Origin of the sequence: Atopobium minutum 10063974 (genome assembly GCF_000364325.1) — a bacterium.
In the GTDB taxonomy this organism is placed as follows: domain Bacteria; phylum Actinomycetota; class Coriobacteriia; order Coriobacteriales; family Atopobiaceae; genus Atopobium; species Atopobium minutum.
The window spans coordinates 915,428-934,253 of record NZ_KB822533.1; the positions used below are offsets into that span (position 1 = coordinate 915,428).

At 49.7% G+C, this 18,826-nt stretch carries 15 protein-coding genes; 13 read left to right on the forward strand and 2 right to left on the reverse strand.

Going from position 1 to position 18,826, the window contains the following annotated elements:
* Window positions 1-3: 3 nt before the first annotated feature.
* Window positions 4-1,308, forward strand: a complete 1,305-nt coding sequence (gene hemW / locus HMPREF1091_RS04200) for a radical SAM family heme chaperone HemW (protein WP_002563590.1) — start codon at window positions 4-6, stop codon at window positions 1,306-1,308.
* Here hemW and HMPREF1091_RS08045 read toward each other — a convergent pair.
* Window positions 1,305-1,982: a histidine phosphatase family protein gene (locus HMPREF1091_RS08045; RefSeq protein WP_002563591.1), complete on the reverse strand. Its 678-nt coding sequence runs from the start codon at window positions 1,980-1,982 to the stop codon at window positions 1,305-1,307. The two genes, hemW and HMPREF1091_RS08045, sit on opposite strands and share 4 nt — an antisense overlap.
* Window positions 1,983-2,166: 184 nt before the next feature.
* Between HMPREF1091_RS08045 and HMPREF1091_RS04210 the strand changes: the two genes are divergently transcribed.
* The 4 genes from HMPREF1091_RS04210 to HMPREF1091_RS04225 are packed head-to-tail and all read left to right on the forward strand — an operon-like array spanning window position 2,167 to window position 6,862.
* Window positions 2,167-3,255 carry a DnaJ domain-containing protein gene (locus HMPREF1091_RS04210; RefSeq protein ID WP_002563592.1) on the forward strand — a complete coding sequence of 363 codons (1,089 nt, stop codon included), beginning with the start codon at window positions 2,167-2,169 and terminating at the stop codon, window positions 3,253-3,255.
* A 36-nt stretch (window positions 3,256-3,291) separates the two neighbouring features.
* Entirely contained in the window at window positions 3,292-4,548 is a 1,257-nt protein-coding gene (gene dnaJ, locus HMPREF1091_RS04215) for a molecular chaperone DnaJ (RefSeq protein WP_002563593.1), read from the forward strand.
* Window positions 4,545-5,861 carry a MiaB/RimO family radical SAM methylthiotransferase gene (locus HMPREF1091_RS04220; RefSeq protein WP_002563594.1) on the forward strand — a complete coding sequence of 439 codons (1,317 nt, stop codon included), beginning with the start codon at window positions 4,545-4,547 and terminating at the stop codon, window positions 5,859-5,861. Before dnaJ ends, HMPREF1091_RS04220 begins: the two co-directional genes overlap by 4 nt.
* A 47-nt stretch (window positions 5,862-5,908) precedes the next feature.
* A complete protein-coding gene (locus HMPREF1091_RS04225) occupies window positions 5,909-6,862 on the forward strand; it encodes a PhoH family protein (protein WP_002563595.1) in 954 nt (317 codons plus the stop codon).
* A gap of 113 nt (window positions 6,863-6,975) precedes the next feature.
* On the opposite strand, the gene HMPREF1091_RS04230 is transcribed toward HMPREF1091_RS04225, so the two are convergent.
* A complete protein-coding gene (locus HMPREF1091_RS04230; protein ID WP_143273450.1) occupies window positions 6,976-8,793 on the reverse strand; it encodes a hypothetical protein in 1,818 nt (605 codons plus the stop codon).
* 234 nt (window positions 8,794-9,027) lie between these two features.
* On the opposite strand from HMPREF1091_RS04230, the gene ybeY reads away from it, so the two are divergent.
* The 8 genes from ybeY to HMPREF1091_RS04270 all read left to right on the forward strand — a co-directional run bounded on the left by ybeY (window position 9,028) and on the right by HMPREF1091_RS04270 (window position 18,824).
* Entirely contained in the window at window positions 9,028-9,531 is a 504-nt protein-coding gene (gene ybeY, locus HMPREF1091_RS04235; RefSeq protein ID WP_002563597.1) for an rRNA maturation RNase YbeY, read from the forward strand.
* On the forward strand, window positions 9,532-9,906 hold the full coding sequence (locus HMPREF1091_RS04240; protein ID WP_002563598.1) for a diacylglycerol kinase family protein: 375 nt from the start codon (window positions 9,532-9,534) through the stop codon (window positions 9,904-9,906).
* A 9-nt stretch (window positions 9,907-9,915) separates the two neighbouring features.
* Complete coding sequence (gene era, locus HMPREF1091_RS04245) at window positions 9,916-10,827, forward strand: GTPase Era (protein WP_002563599.1); 912 nt, start codon at window positions 9,916-9,918, stop codon at window positions 10,825-10,827.
* Window positions 10,828-10,833: 6 nt separating this feature from the next.
* Window positions 10,834-11,583, forward strand: a complete 750-nt coding sequence (recO, locus tag HMPREF1091_RS04250) for a DNA repair protein RecO (RefSeq protein ID WP_002563600.1) — start codon at window positions 10,834-10,836, stop codon at window positions 11,581-11,583.
* Window positions 11,584-11,755: 172 nt separating this feature from the next.
* A complete protein-coding gene (gene rpsO / locus HMPREF1091_RS04255; protein WP_002563601.1) occupies window positions 11,756-12,037 on the forward strand; it encodes a 30S ribosomal protein S15 in 282 nt (93 codons plus the stop codon).
* 86 nt (window positions 12,038-12,123) lie between these two features.
* On the forward strand, window positions 12,124-14,343 hold the full coding sequence (locus HMPREF1091_RS04260; protein ID WP_002563602.1) for a polyribonucleotide nucleotidyltransferase: 2,220 nt from the start codon (window positions 12,124-12,126) through the stop codon (window positions 14,341-14,343).
* 307 nt (window positions 14,344-14,650) lie between these two features.
* Window positions 14,651-16,315, forward strand: a complete 1,665-nt coding sequence (locus HMPREF1091_RS04265) for a ribonuclease J (RefSeq protein WP_002563603.1) — start codon at window positions 14,651-14,653, stop codon at window positions 16,313-16,315.
* A gap of 7 nt (window positions 16,316-16,322) precedes the next feature.
* Complete coding sequence (locus tag HMPREF1091_RS04270) at window positions 16,323-18,824, forward strand: FtsK/SpoIIIE family DNA translocase (protein ID WP_002563604.1); 2,502 nt, start codon at window positions 16,323-16,325, stop codon at window positions 18,822-18,824.
* Window positions 18,825-18,826: the final 2 nt, after the last annotated feature.

Genomic DNA, 18,826 nt, shown 5'->3' on the forward strand with positions numbered 1-18,826 from the left:
GATATGCTTACCAGCACAGACATGTCTTTGCCGTATGGCTTTGCTCAGGATCATTCTCAAGAGCTGCCGTACGCGTTGTATCTACATGTTCCCTTTTGCGCACAGCGCTGTAAGTATTGTGACTTTGCAACATGGGCTGTGGATCGCGGCTCTGCCAGCATGAAAGACTACGTTGATAGCTTGCTTGCAGCACTTCACCATTGTGCCTCGGTAGGGTTGTTGAGTGCTATTCAAACCGTCTACATTGGTGGTGGAACCCCTTCGATTTTAGGCGAACAGCTTCCTAGTCTTGTACGAGCAATTCGTCAGCTCTGTACTCCTGTAGAAGTGAGCTGTGAGGCTAATCCGGAATCATTTTCCCAGGATTTAGCGTGTAGCTTGGCTGCTTGTGGGGTCACCCGTATTTCTTTGGGCGTGCAGTCTTTAGTAGACCAAGAGCTCCGTGCACTTGGAAGGATTCACAGTTCCTATACTGCGCTCCAAGCCCTTGGATATGCTTGCAAGGCTGGTCTTGATGTATCCGCAGATCTTATGTGTGGTATTCCTCTGCAAAGCTGCGAGAGTTGGGAGTATTCTCTTGAACAGCTTATGGACTGCGGGGTTGATCACCTAAGCATCTATCCGCTCATGATTGAAGAAGGTACCCCGTTTTGGAAACAGTGCCAGAAAGGATTGCTGGAGTGGCCCGATGATGATCTCCAGGCACATATGATGCAGTGTGCTCAAGATATGCTGCAGCAGCAGGGGTTTTCTCGCTATGAAGTAGCTAGTTATGCGCGGGATGGGAAGCAGTGTAGGCACAATTTGGCGTATTGGTCTGGTTTGCCCTACCTTGCTCTAGGAACTTCGGGCTCTGCTTTGCTATCCAGTCAGGCTTACGAGAAGTTTTGTGCTCTTGTTGGGAACTTTCCGCAGCTTGATGAGGATATTTCACGAGTTAGATACCGCATGGTAAGCGGATATACACAGCTAGCAGCTGCAAAAAATCTAGCTGATCTTTCGTATGAGCTGGAGCTGCTCACTGATTGCCAAGCGGCGGCAGAAGATTTGATGTTAGCAGCGCGCACCAAGTATGGCATTGCCCCTGCACTGTACAGACGTGCTTGTACGGCAATAGGACAATCAGAGCTGGATGCGGCGCTTAAAAAAGCGCAGGAGCTGGGGTTGCTTAACCAGCGTGCACCCATGCACTGGATGCCAACGCAACAAGGTTGGCTGTTGGGTAATGAGCTGTATGGTCTGTTGTGGGACTTAGCGCAGGGGCATGTTGCATCCTTGCGGCTGGATGGCACCGAGGGGTGGCATTAGCGCAGGTAGCGAGGGAACATCTCTTTGAACTTCTCGGCACACAAGGGCGTGGTAAGCAGCGTGAAGCTATCGTTGTGAGCCTGAATAAGCCCCACAGCTGCATTAGACGTTTTGACCGTGCGGCTTTCCCATGCGCGGGTAAGGTAGCTGCCTTCCATAAACTCCCATACCAGATAGCGCACTAAGGCACCGTGAGCAACCACAAGAATCTTATCCCCATCACACGCTTCGTGGTACATGTGCTTAAAGACACGCAGGATTCGTGCGCGGACCTGAGCGGCGGTTTCTCCACCAAAGCGAGAAAAGTCTTGCATAAGGTAGCTGCTGAGAAAAGCAAAGCGATGCTCTTCATAGGGCGTACCGTCAAGGGAGCCAAAGTCAAATTCACGCAGGTCTTCCGTGAGCTGAAGTGGTACGTTTTGGTCGCGCAGCACCAAGCGAGCTGTGTCCTGGGCGCGCTTAAGGGGAGAGCACCAGCAGGCGTTAAACCGTATGTTTTTGAGGGCGTCGGCCGTATTGTGAATGAGGTATTTGTACTCATCTACCAGCGCAGAATCAACAGAGCCACCCTGAATAATGTGGTCACGGTTAAACTCTGTTTTCCCGTGGCGCACATAATAAAACGTAACCGTTTTATCCGTTGGGGTGTTTGCGGTAAGAGATCCGTGGGACATTGCTGCTCTTCTCTGTCAACATAGACGTAAAAACGCGTGTAAGAACCTAAGCTTGCGCGTTTATTGTTGGTACTGTGCCATAGCATGCTTAAGATGCGCGTAGGATGGATATAATCTCGCACGTATGAATTATAGTATTGTAGGTCACTGCAGACCCTGTGGATAGGACTGAGCCTTGGCTTCCATGAATGAGAAAGACTATTACGAGATTTTGGGTGTCTCGCCTCATGCAACGGTGGATGAGATCCGTAAGACATTCCAGCAAAAGGCTCGTAAGCTACATCCCGATGTCAATAAAGCGCCCGATGCGGAAGAGAAGTTTAAAGAACTGTCTGAGGCATATGCTGTGCTTTCCGATGAGACCAAGCGTAAGCGCTATGATGCCATGCGTTCAGGCAACCCCTTTGCCTCTGCAGGTAATTGGAGCTCTTCGACCTCTGGTGATGTAGATTTTGGCTCGTGGCCTTTTGGTGGCTGGGGGACTCCCTTTGGCTCTTCTCCCTTTGGAGGGGGTAGCTCCACAACAAGGACGCGGGCGCGTGCCTACAATCCTAAAGCAGGTGCCGATGTGGTGTATCAGATAGATTTTGATGCAGAAACTGCCAAAAAAGGCACTCGTCGTGGCGTAACCTATAACCACTTTGTGAGCTGTGATGTGTGTGCGGGTAAGGGATCAGTGCACACGGATCACGCTCAGGTTTGTCCTACCTGTAATGGTAGTGGTCATATTAGTGTTGACCTTACAGGTGTGCTGGGTTTTGGTGAGATCAACATGGTCTGCCCTGAATGCGAAGGCACTGGTAAGGTAGTAGCAGATCCATGTGAGCACTGTGATGGCTCGGGTCGTGTTTTAACGGCCAGTGAGATCGTGATAGACATTCCTGCTAACTCACACGATGGCGATATTATCCGTTTGGCTGGTAAGGGAAACGCTGGCACTAATGGCTCTTCTGCTGGTGATTTTGTTTGCAGGGTTGGTGTGCCAAGTGAGCGCTTGGATCCCTTGCAAGCGTTTGGTTTTAGGCTTGTGGGCGTTACGCTGCCGTTTTTTGCGTATGGTGTTATCGCCAGAACGTTGTTAGGCTTTAGTTTTACCTTCTCAATTCCTCTGTTTATTGGCCTGTACCTCGTATTTTCTCGTGGGGTTGTAGGCAGGCGCTCCATATGGTGGAAAAACGCTGCACGCTACTTGGGTAGCGGCTTGGCAAACGGTCTGATGGTTACCTTGTTCTTACTGGCAATGGTATCGTGCGTTTCCGGTAGGCTCTTCTAGGTATACGGGCCTAAAAATCTGTTGTAACGGTTCGATGTGATTGGTTTTGGTGTGGCTGCTTCAAAGGATTATTACGAGATCTTAGGTGTTGATCGTGATGCGGATGCAAAGACGATTAAGCGTGCTTTTTTAAAATTGGCGCGCAAGTTGCATCCTGACGTATCAAATGAACCTGATGCGGAAGAAAAATTTAAAGAGGTCAATGAGGCGTATTCCGTCTTATCTGACGAGAAGCGCCGCTCTAATTACGATACCTTTGGCAATCCCGATGGTCCTGCTGGCTTTGGCGGAGACTATGTGGATATGTCCGATATCTTTGGCGGCTTTGGTATGGGCGATTTGTTCTCGTCCTTCTTTGGCGGCATGGGCAACTCCGCTGGCGCTCGTTCCGCCCGTACCCGTGGTCGTGATATGGGCCTAAACCTGCAGATCACACTGGAAGAAGCTGCCGCTGGCTGTACCAAAACCCTTGCGTATGATCGTTTGGCTCCTTGTGATGACTGTAACGGCAGTGGAGTAGGCGCGGGCGGTAAGGTCACAAACTGTCATCGTTGTCATGGTACGGGTCGTGTGGTTACGGTTCAGCAGACCATCTTGGGTCAAATGCAAACACAGACTACCTGCCCTGGATGTGGCGGTACGGGCAAGATTGTCGAAGGCGCCTGTGAGACCTGCGGCGGTCAAGGTCGTACGCCTTCGCGTGAGACCGTTGAAGCGGACATTCCCGCTGGTATTCACTCTGGTCAGTCCATCCGCATTAAGGGCCGCGGTGAGGCAGGCGTGCGTGGAGAGTTGGCGGGTGATCTGATCATAACCATCAACGTATCGGACCATGAGCAGTTCCAGCGCCAGGGTGATGATCTGTACTACGTGTTGCGCATTGATGCATTTGAGGCCATGCTGGGCGCTACTCACACCATTGATGGCATTTTGGCTGACGAGAAGGTCAGTGTGGTTGTGCCTGCTGGTTGCCAGTATGGTCAAAGGATAGTGGTTTCTCGTCATGGTATGCCGCGTTTGCATAGCTCGGCACGCGGTAGTTTGATTGTTGCAGTTGAGGTAAGTATTCCTACTGATTTGACCGATGAGCAGCTGAAGACTGTTCGTGAACTGGTAGCACAGCGTGGTCAAGAGGATGAGCTGCACAGCCAAGAGGATGAAGAGCAGAATAAACAGGATGAGTCGCAGCCAGAGTCTGAATCTGAGCCTGAGCCTGAGCCTCACCATACCAACAATCCTTTTCGCAGGCCACTAGGCAAGAAGAAGCGTCCTCGTAAGGGTCAGCGTAAGTGAACGGCGTCACTCCCCGTATTGCGTTTGTCAATTTAGGCTGCCGTGTTAATCGATTTGAGCTTGATGACATGGCCTATACCGCCAAGCTGCTCGGTGCACAGATTGTGTGTCCAGAAGAAGCAGATTTGGTTGTTATCAATACCTGTGCCGTAACAGGAGAGGCCGAAGCAAAAACCCGTAAAGCCATCAGAAAACATGCTGTTTTGGCACAGAGACCGTTGGTCATGGCTACGGGCTGTGCAGCAAATCTGTTTAGCGATGAGCTTACCAGCTTAGGAGAGCGTGTTCTTGTCGAGACAAACAAGAGCTTGGTTCCGCTGCGTGCAATGCACGAGCTTGGATTTACCGTTGACCAAGAGCTATTAGCATCTGCCTATAGGATGGATGATCCTACTGCTCAGTCTCAACCATCTTTGGCAGCACGTGGTGTAACGCCAACAGGCCGTACTCGTCCTGGGATCAAAATCCAGGATGGTTGTGATCATCGCTGCACCTATTGCATAGTTTGGAAGGCGCGTGGCACCGGGCGTTCCTTGCCTGTGGACCAGATTATTCAGCGCGTGCAGTATGAGTGCGCACTGGGTGCTCAAGAAGTGGTGCTGACAGGTATCAACTTGGGCTGTTATGAGGACACCAGCACCGGTTACACCATCAACCTTGCAGAGCTTCTCGATACTATCTTAGAGCGTACGGATATTTCTCGCATTCGTCTTTCGTCCATTGAGCCCCAAGATGTGAGTGCGGAGCTGTTGGGTGTGATTGCTCAATCCAAGGGTCGCATTGCACCGTACCTGCACATTCCGCTGCAGTCGGGCTGTGATCAGACGCTTAAGCGGATGGGGCGTGCCTATAGCTTGGATGATTATCTGCGCACTATTGACCTCACCAAATCAACGCTGCCATTGGTGTTTTTGGGCTGTGACTTGATTGTTGGCTTTCCGGGCGAGACAGACGATGAGTTTGCACAAAGCCTGCAAAGCTGCATGAAGGTGAGCTTTGCAAAAATGCATATCTTTAGATATTCCAAACGTCCTGGGACACCTGCGGCGCGTATGCCCAATCAGGTTGATGCTCACGTAATGGCCGATCGCGCAAAACAAGCTCGTGAGTTGGCACTATCTATGCGCAAAGAAGTGGCTGCCGCGTTGGTAGGTACTACGGATATGATCATTTCACAGATGGATGGCAGGGGCATTTCTTCCGGTTTATTTGACGTGCAGTTTAACCATCCACTTCCTCTTGGCATGCATACCTGCACAATAACTGGGGTGCAGGGTACAACGCTTATGGCAGCTGCTTGCAAAAATAGCTAGAATAAGGCTATAAGCGTTCGCATAAAGCGGGATTACCTTGGAGGGCTATGGATCCCACGCAACTTCGTTTAAAAATTCCTGATTCAGTGGACCTTACCTTGTTGATGGGGCCTGCGGATTGTTTATTGCGTCATATTGAGCAAGCGTTTGATGCCATTATTACGGTACGTGGAAATCAAGTGAGTGTAAGCGGTGCTCCTTTGGAGGCCAATGGTGCTATACAGGTATTTTCGCATCTCATAAGACAGGTGCTGGATGGTGATGCACCTACGGTTTTGGACGTAGACGTGCTTATCAAACAGGTCAAGTCTGGCACCACGCCCGTGGCCTCTGGTTCTGATGACATTTTGTTAACCTATCGTGGACGTGCCATCAGACCAAAAACAGCTGGTCAGAAGGCGTATATCAATGCTATACGTACCAATACCGTTACCTTTGGCATTGGGCCTGCTGGTACGGGTAAAACCTACCTTGCTATGGCAATGGCGGTAGCAGCGCTTAAACGCCATGAGGTGGGGCGCATTGTTTTGGCTCGTCCTGTGGTAGAAGCGGGGGAGTCTTTGGGATTTTTGCCAGGAACCCTGGAAGAAAAGCTCGATCCCTATGTACGTCCGCTGTACGATGCGCTGTATGATATGACGGACATGGAAAAGGCGCATGCGCTTATCGAGCAGGGTGTTATAGAGATTGCTCCCTTGGCCTTTATGCGTGGACGCACCTTTAATGACTCGTTTGTGATTTTGGATGAGGCGCAAAACACCACGCCAGAACAGATGAAAATGTTTTTGACACGCTTGGGTTTCTCGTCACGCTTTGTGGTAACGGGAGATTTATCTCAGCGTGATGTGCTAGGTAGAAATGGTTTGGAATCAGCTCGGCGTGTGTTGTCCAACGTTGCTGACATTGACTTTGTAGAGCTCACGCGCGCGGATATTGTTCGTCACTCGCTGGTGGCGCGCATTGTAGATGCGTATGCACAAAGCGAGGAGCATATCTCGTAGGGACAAATCTCATTTGTAGAGGCTTGAGGCTTAGCTTGAGTAAGAAAAACGGACCGGATTTTCACCGGTCCGTTTGCCTATGAAGCGTATGTGCTACCGAGAAAAACGTTGTGTTATTTACTGCGGCGCTTACAGAGGCTTCCGACTCCCGCAAGGGCAGCACTCATTACTGACGCAACAGCAGCAAGGGCCGAGGAAGCATCTCCCGTATGAGGCAGTTTATTGGAGGACGTAGTGCCCTTCACAGTCTTTGATGGGTTGGCATGCTTCGTTTTATCTTGCACTTGAGACTGATTGTTGTTATCAACGGTATTGTCATCTGATGGGTCTGTTTGATTAGGGTCTTTTCGCGTGTCGTCGCCCTTCTCATACTTTACATCCAATTCGGAGTTGAGCTCTGCAGCAAAGGCAATGAAAGAGCGACCGTTTCTATCGGTAAAGACGTGTACTTTACCAAGGCTGCTGTCATCGGAGCCATAGAAAAACGTTGTGGGCGTAAAGCCAGCAAAGCGCTTGATAAGCTTGAAGTTATCAAGGTAAATTCTTTGCTCAGAACCTGGGATAACGTTTTCAATGACTTCTTTTATAGGTGATCCGTCTGCCTCAAAGTACTCATCGATCAAAGCCGAAGGAGCTGAATCGTTGTGATGACGATAGCGAATACCTAAGGTAAATGGCTTATATTTTGGCTTTGTGGTATCCAGCTTTGTCTCTTCGAGAGCCTTTGTGGCTGTTTGAAGTTGGGAAAGCGCGCTGTCTACATCGCGTTGCTCGGGATACAGGGTGTTCAACATGATCTTTGCATGTTCGAGTGCTTCGTAAAAAGCAGTGCGGGAAGCAGGTGTCCACCCAAAGCCTTCCTGCGGCATCACATCAAGGGCATTGAAGTAGGTCTCGCGAAGACTATCGGTTTTGGCAAGATCCATTTTGATTGGATTAAGAGCCTGGGTAAGACGATTGAGTTCATCTGCAGTCGTATCAAAGTCGCGCTGGGTCTTAAGGGGGCCTCCCTCATGGGGACCAATGATAAAGGCAAGGTCTTCGAGGGCGTCCAAATCCTTTGCTGCAAGATAGGAACGATAAAAGGCATCAAAGCCGCTCTTCTCAAAACCCATACCGTCTTTGGCAAGCTCCGGAATGCGATTAAGTGCTTTTTGTGCCTTGTCAAGAGCAGCTTTGAGGGCAACTCTATCATAGGGTAGTGGCTTGAGTGCACCAAACGCTTCGTTCAGTTTTTGGCGCTGAGCAGTAATTTCGTCTTGTGTAACGGAAGAGGGGCCATCCTGAGCCTTTTTGAGCAGGGCATCGCAGGCGGCCACCTCAGCCTCAAAAGCCTTCGAGCTTTCCTCAGAAATCTTCATACCGTATGCCTTAGCAGCCTCATACTGGCTTTTATGCTCGGTAAGAGCATCTTGCAAAGGAGAGGTATCCAGACTTGAAAGATCGGCAGGAACAGCAAGCTCAAAATCTTCTCCGTTCAGTTGCATCTTGAGTACTCGAGTTCCCTTTTTGACAAATACGGGGAGTTTGTTTTGAAAGACGGTACGGTCATACGTCCCAACAGAGGGATCTGTTGGTGACCATTCAAAGAACGACTTGACGTATTCGTTGGGCTTAAACCAGTTTTCGTCTTGGTTGTCCAGGTCAATATCTTGAGAGGTATAGGGGAGTTTAAGCTCACCAAAAATCTTTAGTTCAAGATTATTGGTATGATCGGTTTGCTTTACAGCAACAACGTACATGCTTCCATAAGCACCCACATCGGTTTTAGTGCCTATGGCTTTTGCATCGGCAAGGGTTATTTCCGAGGAAGCAGTGGTCTGAGCAAGAGCGGGTTTTGCTTCAAAGAGCTGCGGTACAATTCCACAACTGCCGGTAAGGGCAAGCGCCAAGCCGGCGGCTACGGCAACATGACGTTTTGTTTGTTGCATAAAACACACTTCCTTCATTCACACACATCCTTCATGCTGGGAGTTTAGGAATCGAGATAGTTCGTATTCCACAGAAATTAACCTAGGTTGACTTTTATCATACACAAAGATTGAAAATTTGCACGAAAGTATTTATATAATTTGCTTAGACCTCTGATACGCAGGGAATACTTTTGTGTTAGCGTGATATACATGCGTATAAAAAGACTGGCGCTGTAACAGGGAGAACTGAGCATGGCTGCAACACTTGATATGTTTTGCGAAGACAACGTTTGTCCTGCCATAGATCAACAAGAGTGTCTTTCCATTTTTAATACCGTTTTGGAAGAGCGCAGCATTTCTCGTGAATGTTCTATTTCTTTATCGTTTGTTTCTAACGCCAGTATCGCAGAGCTTAATGAGGAATGGCGTAGCGTAGCGGCTCCAACGGATGTTCTTTCTTTTGAGATTGAGCGCCCTGATGATCCGGACTTAGTTGCCGGTGAGGTATGCGAATTGGGCGACATTGTTATTGCACCAGAGTATGTTGCCAATCAGGCACATGACTTTGGTACTACGCCTGCTGACGAGACACGCCTGATGTTGGTACATGGTCTTTTGCATTTGTTGGGCTACGACCACATGGAAGAGCATGATGCTATTATCATGCAGCGCATCGAAGATAAGCTTGTGCAGATGCTTGCTACAGATGGCACGTTAAGCAAAACGGTTCTTACGCGTCATCGTGAGGATGTATAAATGATTCCTGGTTCTACGCATAATCACCCAAGCTTCAAAAAAAGTTTTGGTTTTGCCATTAAAGGCTTTGTAACGGCATTAAAAACCGAGCGCAATATCTGTGTGATGGTCGGCGTTGCTTTGGTGGCAATCCTTGCTGGTTTTACAGTAAAGCTTGATCCCCTTGGTTGGGTAGTAGTGCTGTTGGGTAGTGGAATGGTCCTCTCCGCAGAGCTTATCAATACGTCCATAGAGACCGTCGTTGATTTAGCTTCTCCAGAGCTGCATCCGTTAGCCGCGCGTGCTAAAGATATTGCTGCCGCCGCTGTTTGGATCCTGTGTATGTTTGTAGCCTGTGCGGGTCTGCTTGTGTTTGTACGCGCACTGTTTTGTTAGGAGTAGGGTATGGCTGCTGAGTCTTCCGATGTGTTTCATAGTGGATTTGTTGCCTTAGTTGGCCGTCCTAACGTGGGTAAATCAACGCTGCTCAATGCCTGTTTAGGACATCGGGTTGCAATTACCAGTCCTGTTGCACAAACCACGCGCAAGCGTTTGCGTGCTGTGATTACTACCAATAGCTCTCAGCTTGTTATCGTGGATACGCCCGGTTTGCACAAGCCCAAGGATGCTTTGGGCAAAGAGCTCAATCGAGCGGCGTTGGGTGAGCTTGCCGATGTGGATGTGGTTGCCTTACTCATTGATGCTACAAAACCGGTGGGTACGGGAGATGAGTGGGTGGCCTCACATATGGCTGCTTCATCTGCGTTTAAGCTGTTAGTGATTACCAAGGCAGATTTGGCGAGCGCCGAGCAAATGGACGCACAGCTTACGGCGGCGCAGGCTTTGGCAGATTTTGATGACGTTCTGGTGGTTTCGGCAACGCAAAACTTTAACGTAGCCGCCTTTGTCTCGCTGGTGTCTTCTCGGCTGCCCGAAGGTCCCAAGTGGTTTCCTGATGATATGCAAACCGATGCAACGGATGAAGAGCTGGTTGCAGAGTTTGTTCGCGAGAAGGTCTTGCTTAACTGCAGGCAGGAGATTCCTCACTCTGTTGGTGTGCTGTGTACAGAGATTGTTTGGGCAAAGAACGGACATGCCTCTATAGAAGCAACCATTTTAGTAGAGCGAGAAGGACAAAAACGCATTGTTATAGGTCATGGTGGCCAGATGATTAAGACGATTGGCATGCAGGCAAGAAAAGATATCGAGCGCCTGCTGGGTGCTCCGGTATTTTTATCACTGGAAGTGCGCGTTCGTCCTGCATGGCGTCGTGATCAAAATGAAATTCGCCGCTTGGGTTATGACGCTGGCCAATAAAAGATCATGCCTCAGCGTCGGACCTTTCGCACAAAAGGAATTGTGCTTCGCAAAACAAAATTAGGTGAACAAGACGTCATTCTCACCCTTTTAACTGAGGATGGCTCGCAATGTCAGGCAGTGGCTAAAGGAGCTCGCAAACCAGGGAGTCGTTTGGCTGCGCGCTGCGACCTGTTTTGTGAGGTCGATTTTTTGCTGGCGCATGGTCGGTCGTTGGCGGTGGTGGCGGAGGCTTCTTTGATAACGCCGCACCAGCTATTGCGTATGCAGGTGGAGCATATGAGTGCTGCTGTCTGTGTGTGTGAGATTGCACAACATACCTCGTTTGAAGATGCTCAGGATGGGTTTTTGTTCCCCTTGCTGTCACGCGTGCTCTTGGCAATTGAGCAGGCAACTGTCAGCGAGCAGCTCGATCTGATTGTGGCTGCCTATACGTTTAAGGTGTTTGCTCATCAAGGATGGCGGGTGCAATTGGATAGTTGCGTTGCCTGTGCAGATCCAGCACCTTCGCGTTTCTCGGCAGCTATGGGTGGCGTTGTGTGTGAAAGTTGTGCGGCAGCTTTAGAGGGTGCAGAGCCCATTTCCCACACAGAAATCGAATGGCTTGATGCTCTGTTGCATATGACCTTTGATCAGATACTTGCAGCTCAGGTTGATAAACAAACAGCGGCCTATATAGCTTCTTTGGCACATATTTGGGCGGTCACGCACCTGGATTGTCGGCTGCGTGCCTTTGAATATTATCTGTCAGTGTAGTGATTTTTGTAAAACCCCAGCTTTTGTAGGGAGTTTTTGCTATACTTTCTGGGTTGTATTACCCAAGCTTTGTTACCACGTACCACCTACATGGTTACGCAGCTATGGGCGTATTATCCAGCGGTCGTAGGCCGCGCTATGGTGTTTGACACCAGAAAGGTGGGACAGTCTTATGGCTACCATCACAAATGAGCAGATTGTTGACATCATTAAAGAGTTTGGTAAGAGTGAGAAGGACTCCGGTTCTGCACCTGTTCAGGTTGCAATTCTTACCACGCGCATCAAGAACCTTACCGAGCACATGAAGTCTCATCCTAAGGACTTCCACACCCGTCGCGGTTTGTTGATGCTTGTAGGTCAGCGTCGTCGTTTGCTTGGATATATCAAGCGTAATGACATTAACGAGTACCGTGAGCTTATTGCTCGTCTGGGCATTCGCGACAACGTCCAGTAAATTGGCAAGAAGGGGCGCTGCACAGCGCCCTTTTTCATATGAGGCCCGTCTGCAATGGGGCAGGCGGAGTTAAGGGGAAATATAAGATGACAAAAGTTACCCACGAGTTTGATCTTTATGGCAAGCATTACGTTTTGGAATCCGGTGAGCTTGCAAAGCAGGCTACGGGCGCGTGCTTGGTTTCATGCGGCGACTCAACGGTTTTGCTCACCGCTGTTGTATCGGATGAGCGCAAGGATTATGACTTCTTTCCACTGACCGTTGATTTTATCGAGAAAATGTATGCTGTTGGGCGCATTCCTGGCGGCTACCTCAAGCGTGAGGCACGTCCTTCCGAGAAGGCTACGCTTACGGCTCGCATGATTGACCGTCCTTTGCGTCCAAGTTTTCCAGAGGGCTTCCGCAATGAAGTACAGGTTGTAGCTACTTCGTTGGTTGCAGATCAGATTCATGCGGTAGATACCATTTGTATCATGGGCGCATCTGTTGCTTTGGCAGTGGGCGGTGTTCCTTTTGAGGGTCCGCTGGCTTGTGTTCGTATTGGTCGCTCTAAAAGCACGGGTGAATTCATGGTTAACCCAAGCTACGAGGAGCGTGCGGATTCTGATTTAGACCTAGAGCTTGCAGGTTCCGATGGCTTTATCTCCATGCTTGAGGCTGGAGCGGAAGAAATTTCAGAGCAGGATATGCTTGCTGCTATGGCCTTTGGTCAGCAAGCAATCGCGGCATTTTGCGAGGAGCAAAAGAAGTTTCTTGCAAAATATGAAGCGGAGAATGGCCCCATTGAACAGCGTGAATACATCCTTGATGAGCCTATTGTGGAAGTTCATGAGCGTATCTTTGCTCACTATGATGAGATGAGCGCTGCGCTTAAAAATGAGGACAAGCAGTCTCGTATCGGCTGTGTTGCTGCACTTAAAGAGCAGATTAAGGCCGAGTTTAGTGATGAGGAGCTTGAGGAGTGGAGCCGCGCTATTGCGGTAGAGCTCAAGAGCCTTGAGAAGCACGCTATGCGCATGATGGTTGTAGAGACGGGCGAGCGTGTGGACGGCCGTGTCGCCAATGAGGTGCGTCCTTTGATGGTCAAGCCGGACTACCTGCCTTTGGTTCATGGTTCCGGTTTGTTCCAGCGTGGTCAAACCCAGGTTTTGTCGGTAGCTACCTTGGGCATGCTCAATGAGTGGCAGCGCCTGGATACCATTGAGCCTGTTGAGGGCAAGCGCTATATCCATCACTATAACTTCCCGCCTTACTGCACTGGTGAGACAGGTCGTATGGGAAGTCCTAAGCGTCGCGAGCTTGGACACGGTGCCTTGGCAGAGCGTGCCCTGTTGCCCGTTTTGCCTTCCGAGGAAGAGTTCCCTTATGCCATTCGTGTGGTGAGTGAGGTCATGGAATCTAACGGCTCTTCTTCTATGGCTTCTACCTGCGGATCTACCCTGGCATTAATGGATGCCGGTGTGCCTATTAAGCGTCCTGTTTCCGGTGTGGCCATGGGCCTTATCCAGGAAGAGGGCAAGACGGTAGTGCTTACGGATATTCAGGGTCTTGAAGACTTCTTGGGTGACATGGACTTCAAGGTAACCGGTACCGAGCGTGGTATTACCGCCATGCAGATGGATAACAAGGCAACCGGTCTTACTGCGGAAATTTTTGAGCAGGCCATGAAGCAGTCTCATGAGGGTCGTATGCATATTTTGCAGGCCATGCTTCATGAGATTGAAGCACCTCGTGCACACACAAAGGAGACCGCTCCTACCATTTTGAGCCTCCAGATTCCTGTTGATAAGATCCGTGATGTTATTGGTTCTGGCGGCAAGGTTATTCGCAGCATTCAGGATGAGACGGGCGCCACGATTGACATCCAAGAAGATGGCACCGTCTTTATTGCTGGTGTTGGCAGCGCTGGTACCGACGCGGCAGAGCGCGTGAAGGCTATCGTCAAGGTACCCGAGCCTGGTGAGGAGTACACCGGTCGCGTGGTTGGCATCCAGGCATTTGGTGCCTTTGTTGAGCTGCTGCCTGGTAAGGATGGCTTGCTGCACATTTCTCGTGTTGCTCAGGGCCGTGTTAACAAGGTTGAAGATGTCCTTAACGTTGGAGATGAGGTTAAGGTTAGGGTACTTGAGGTAGACGATAAGGGTAAGATTTCTCTTGACCGTATCGATAAGCCCGAGGTCAGTACGGGTGATTCCAAGAATGGAGATGCGGGCAAGCCGCGCGCTTCTCGTAACGATAAGCGCCGTCCTGGTGACCAAGGCTCTAACACTACCCGCAAGCCCCGTCGTCACCATGAGGCAAATTAGCCGTTGTTGTCATAAGGCTCACTAATAAGGGTTATCACTCTTTGAGCTCTATCAACTTGTTTAAGAAGCTGCTTTCTTACAAGAAAGTGGCTTCTTTTTTTGGTTTTGCAACCTGCTCGTGAACGATATGAGAAGACGGGCGCTATAAGCCGATATAAGAAATATGCCCTTTTAATTGTGGGTATAGTGCAGGTAGCTCTATTAAAACTGACTTTCTATTACAATAGATAAGTTACAACGTTTGTACCGTTCAGCACCATGGTGCTGTGTTTTTCATACAAAGCTAATGAAAGGATTTCCTACTATTATGGCAAAAAAGAAGCCACCTCTAAAAATTATCCCTCTGGGTGGTTTAGACGGCATCGGTAAAAATATGACCGCCTTTGAATATGGCGATGATATGGTGCTTATCGATGCTGGTCTTATGTTCCCAGATGATGATCAACCAGGTATTGATCTGGTACTTCCTGATTATACCTACGTTCTAGAAAATGAAAATAAGCTCCGCGGTATTATCATCACGCATGGTCATGAGGATCATACGGGCGCTTTACCGTATTTGCTGCAGGATCTTGTCCCTAAGGTACCTATTTTTTCCAGTGCTCTTACCCTTGGTTTTATCGAGGGCAAGCTGGCAGAACACAAGATTCGCAATCCTAAGTTCCGCACCGTAATGGACGGGTCTCACATTGACTTAGGCGCCTTTTCCATTGATTTTTTCTCTATGACGCATTCCATTCCGGGCGGTTTTGGCGTGTTTTTACAAACGCCTCAGGGCAGCGTTATGCATACGGGAGACTTTAAGTTAGATCAGACGCCTATTGATGGCGTGCTGCCCAATTACTATGCCATTACCAAGTTTGGACACCAGGGCATTGACCTGCTGCTTTCAGACTCCACCAACGCCATTAGACCTGGCTATACTCCTTCTGAAGCAGAAGTTGGTGCCTCGCTGCGTCATATCATCAAAAACGCTACGGGCAAGGTTTTTGTCGCTTCCTTTGCAAGCCACATCCATCGTTTGCAGCAAATTTGTGACTTTGCAGTGGCGTCTGGCCGTAAAGTGGTGGTTACCGGTCGTTCCATGGTCACCAACACTAAGATTGCTCGTGAACTGGGCTATTTGCACATCGCGGACGAGGACATTATCGATGCCTTTAATGTGGAAGAGATTCCTGACGAGAAAATTGTTGTCTTGTGTACCGGCAGCCAGGGAGAGCCTTTGAGTGCGCTTGCTCGTATGGCAAACGGCGAGCACAAATCGCTGACCATTACAGCAAATGACACCGTCATCATTTCCGCAACACCTGTTCCGGGCAATGAACGTTCCGTTCAGGGCATTGTTAACTCGCTCTCTAAAATTGGCTGCACCATTTACGATAAGAGCAATGCTTTGGTGCATGTGTCCGGCCATGGCTCTCGAGAAGAGCTTAAGCTCATGCTGGCCATGACGCATCCCGTTAACTTTGCTCCCGTTCATGGTGAGGCCATCCACCTGCGTGCACATGCACAGCTTGGACGCGATATGGGTGTAAACCCGGATAATATTTTCCTCTTGGATAACGGCGACACCTTAGAAATGCGTGGCGGAAAGGTACGCTTTGGCACTCCCGTCGAATCAGGTATTGTATATGTTGATGGTCTGCGCATTGGCGATACGGAACCCGCGGTATTGCGCGATCGTCAAAAACTTTCGGAAGACGGCATTGTTACCTGTTTTGTGGCGATCTCTACGCGGAGCCACAAGGTTTCGGAGATTGAGATTTCCATGCGTGGTGTTTCGTTTGCAGGAGATGATTCCTTGTTGTCCGGTGCGCAGGATTCTATCCGCGATTCGATAAATCATGCTGCTAGCAATACGGGTTCTTCTCTTGAGACCCTGCGCAAAACTGCTCGTAATAACCTTTCTAATTATTTGTGGAATAAGACTCACACGCGCCCGATGGTTATTCCGGTCGTGATGGAGGTTTAGGATTTTCATGCCCAATCGCAGCTCAAATACATCCCGTAAAGGCAAAAAGTCCAATGCTCGCACTAATCGTGGGACAGGCGCTCGTCGCGCCGATGCTTATTTGTTTGCTTCCAGTACGGCAGTCAATGACATTGTAGGTGTGTTGATTGCCGTCATTGCGCTTGCATTTGCCCTTGCGCTTCTCTCTCCTTCAGAGGCGCCGGTCACTCACTTTACCGGTCAGATGCTTATGCAAGGGTTTGGCGCTGGTGCCTTGTTGGTGCCCATCGCATTGTTTTTGTATGCACTTACCTACTTTATGTCATCCGACGGACCCATATCTCAGCGCATTGCCCTCGGACTGACCCTCATAGTCGTGGCCATATTGTCCATCTTGTCAGTATTGGTGCCCGGCGTAGAAGCTAATCCAGCTATCGTTTTTCAAGAAACTGTTTTACCGGTAGCTGGTGGATATGTTGGCGGCGGCGTTGCCTGGGCTTTGGTTTCACTCTTGGGCAAGCTGGTTTCTTTGGTGGTTTTAGCTGGCATTATAATTGCCGGCGTCATTGTTTGTGGCTTCTCGATAAGCGCCGCTGTTGCCAAGCTGCAAGATCGGGCAACGGAGTTTTATGAGGCCGCCGCTCGTAAAAGAGAAGAAGCGGCCAAGCGTGCTGCTCAAAATAAGCTTACGCGCAATCAGGATGTGCAGCCACAGTCCAACAGCAAGCGTCAGATGGCTGTTGTGGGGGAGGAGCCTGCAACCACCTTTATTGGTGCTCGCAAGACAACGGTTATTAAGCGTGGTGAGACCCCACAAGAGCAAAAGAGCTCTGCCCCTGCAACCACCTTGCTTAAGCGTAAGAAAAAGACTGCGGCTGCAGATAAGCCAGCGGAGGGGTCTGCTGCCATGGCTGAGTCTGAAAACACAGCGGCTGTTGCAAAAGATGCTCCAAATGGCACAATGGCTATCCCTAGCTTTTTGCAAAAGGCAGCTTCTCAGGACCAAAAGCGTAAAAGCCCGGCCGCACCAAAGGCAGACCCCTTGCGTGAGCGTACTGGGGATCTTGATGGTGCGCTGCCCCCCCTTGACATGATTAAATGTACAGAGGGTTCTTCCACTCATACGGTGAGTTCTGACGAGCTTGCAGGCACCGCTGCAAAACTTCAATCCACCTTGGAAGAGTTTGGTCTGGTAAGTAGGGTAGTGGGCTGGACGAGTGGTCCTGCTGTTACCACCTTCAAAATTGAGATGGGTGAGGGAGAGCGTGTAAACAAGATTCGCAATCTTGAGGACGATATTGCACTTTCGCTGGCTGCAAAGTCCGTGCGTATCTTTGCCCCCATCCCAGGTACTTCATTGGTGGGTATTGAAATCCCCAACAGGACAACGCAGTCCGTTTACTTGGGCGATGTTTTATCGCATGTAACAGGAGGTCCACTTGAGGCGGCGTTTGGTCGCGATTCTGAGGGCGCGCCGGTTGTGGTAGATATTGCTGCGTTGCCGCACTTGCTTGTGGCAGGTACTACGGGATCTGGTAAATCCGTTCTTCTCAACAGCATTGTTATGACCATGCTTATGCGCGCAACCCCCGAGGAATTACGCCTTATTATGGTTGACCCCAAGCGCGTAGAGTTTACTTTTTATGCCGGTCTTCCGCATCTGTATGTGCCTGTTGTTACGGAGCCTCGCCAAGCTACCAGCGCTCTTCAATGGGGTGTAACGGAGATGGAGCGACGCCTCAAAGTGTTTGAGCACTATAAGGTTCGTGACATCAAATCCTTTAATAAGCAGGTAGAGAGCGGTAAATTATCCGAGATGGACAATCCGCCTCAGAAGATGCCCTATTTTGTTATCGTTATAGACGAGTTGAGCGACCTTATGATGGTTGCTGGCAAGGATGTGGAATCGTCTATTGTTCGCATTGCGCAATTGGGCCGTGCCGCAGGTATTCACCTCATTGTCGCTACGCAGCGTCCTTCTGCAGACGTGGTAACCGGTCTTATTAAGGCCAATATCGATAACCGTGTGGCCCTATCTGTTGATAACAGCATCAACTCGCGCATTATTTTGGATCAGACGGGTGCCGAGAAGCTCTTGGGTCGCGGTGACATGTTGTATAAGCTTCGTGGTCGCAAACCAAAGCGTGCTCAGGCTTGTTTTGTGTCCGAAGCAGAAGTGGAACAGGTTGTGGAGTTCATTAAAGAACACCATGAATCCGACTACCATGAAGATATTTTATCTGCGGTAACACCAGGAAAGCCCAGCGTTGGTGGGGCGGAGGCTGCCTCTGATGACGATCCTTTGATCTGGGAGGCTGCACAGATAGTTGTGGATTCCCAACTTGGTTCTACTTCTGGTATTCAGCGCAGGCTTAAAGTTGGTTATGCTCGTGCTGGACGCATTATGGACATGCTTGAGGCAAAGGGTGTTGTTGGTCCTCCTGATGGATCAAAGCCTCGTGAAGTACTTATCGACGCAGACGGATTAGAGGAACTTCGTGCTGCAGAGTCTGAATATAGGGAGGTGTAGTC

Coding starts and splice junctions, on each gene's coding strand:
- hemW (WP_002563590.1), top strand. CDS start 4: ATGCTTACCAGCACAGACATGTCTTTGCCGTATGGCTTTGCTCAGGAT.
- HMPREF1091_RS08045 (WP_002563591.1), bottom strand. CDS start 1,982: ATGTCCCACGGATCTCTTACCGCAAACACCCCAACGGATAAAACGGTT.
- HMPREF1091_RS04210 (WP_002563592.1), top strand. CDS start 2,167: ATGAATGAGAAAGACTATTACGAGATTTTGGGTGTCTCGCCTCATGCA.
- HMPREF1091_RS04225 (WP_002563595.1), top strand. CDS start 5,909: ATGGATCCCACGCAACTTCGTTTAAAAATTCCTGATTCAGTGGACCTT.
- HMPREF1091_RS04230 (WP_143273450.1), bottom strand. CDS start 8,793: ATGCAACAAACAAAACGTCATGTTGCCGTAGCCGCCGGCTTGGCGCTT.
- ybeY (WP_002563597.1), top strand. CDS start 9,028: ATGGCTGCAACACTTGATATGTTTTGCGAAGACAACGTTTGTCCTGCC.
- HMPREF1091_RS04240 (WP_002563598.1), top strand. CDS start 9,532: ATGATTCCTGGTTCTACGCATAATCACCCAAGCTTCAAAAAAAGTTTT.
- era (WP_002563599.1), top strand. CDS start 9,916: ATGGCTGCTGAGTCTTCCGATGTGTTTCATAGTGGATTTGTTGCCTTA.
- recO (WP_002563600.1), top strand. CDS start 10,834: ATGCCTCAGCGTCGGACCTTTCGCACAAAAGGAATTGTGCTTCGCAAA.
- rpsO (WP_002563601.1), top strand. CDS start 11,756: ATGGCTACCATCACAAATGAGCAGATTGTTGACATCATTAAAGAGTTT.
- HMPREF1091_RS04260 (WP_002563602.1), top strand. CDS start 12,124: ATGACAAAAGTTACCCACGAGTTTGATCTTTATGGCAAGCATTACGTT.
- HMPREF1091_RS04265 (WP_002563603.1), top strand. CDS start 14,651: ATGGCAAAAAAGAAGCCACCTCTAAAAATTATCCCTCTGGGTGGTTTA.
- HMPREF1091_RS04270 (WP_002563604.1), top strand. CDS start 16,323: ATGCCCAATCGCAGCTCAAATACATCCCGTAAAGGCAAAAAGTCCAAT.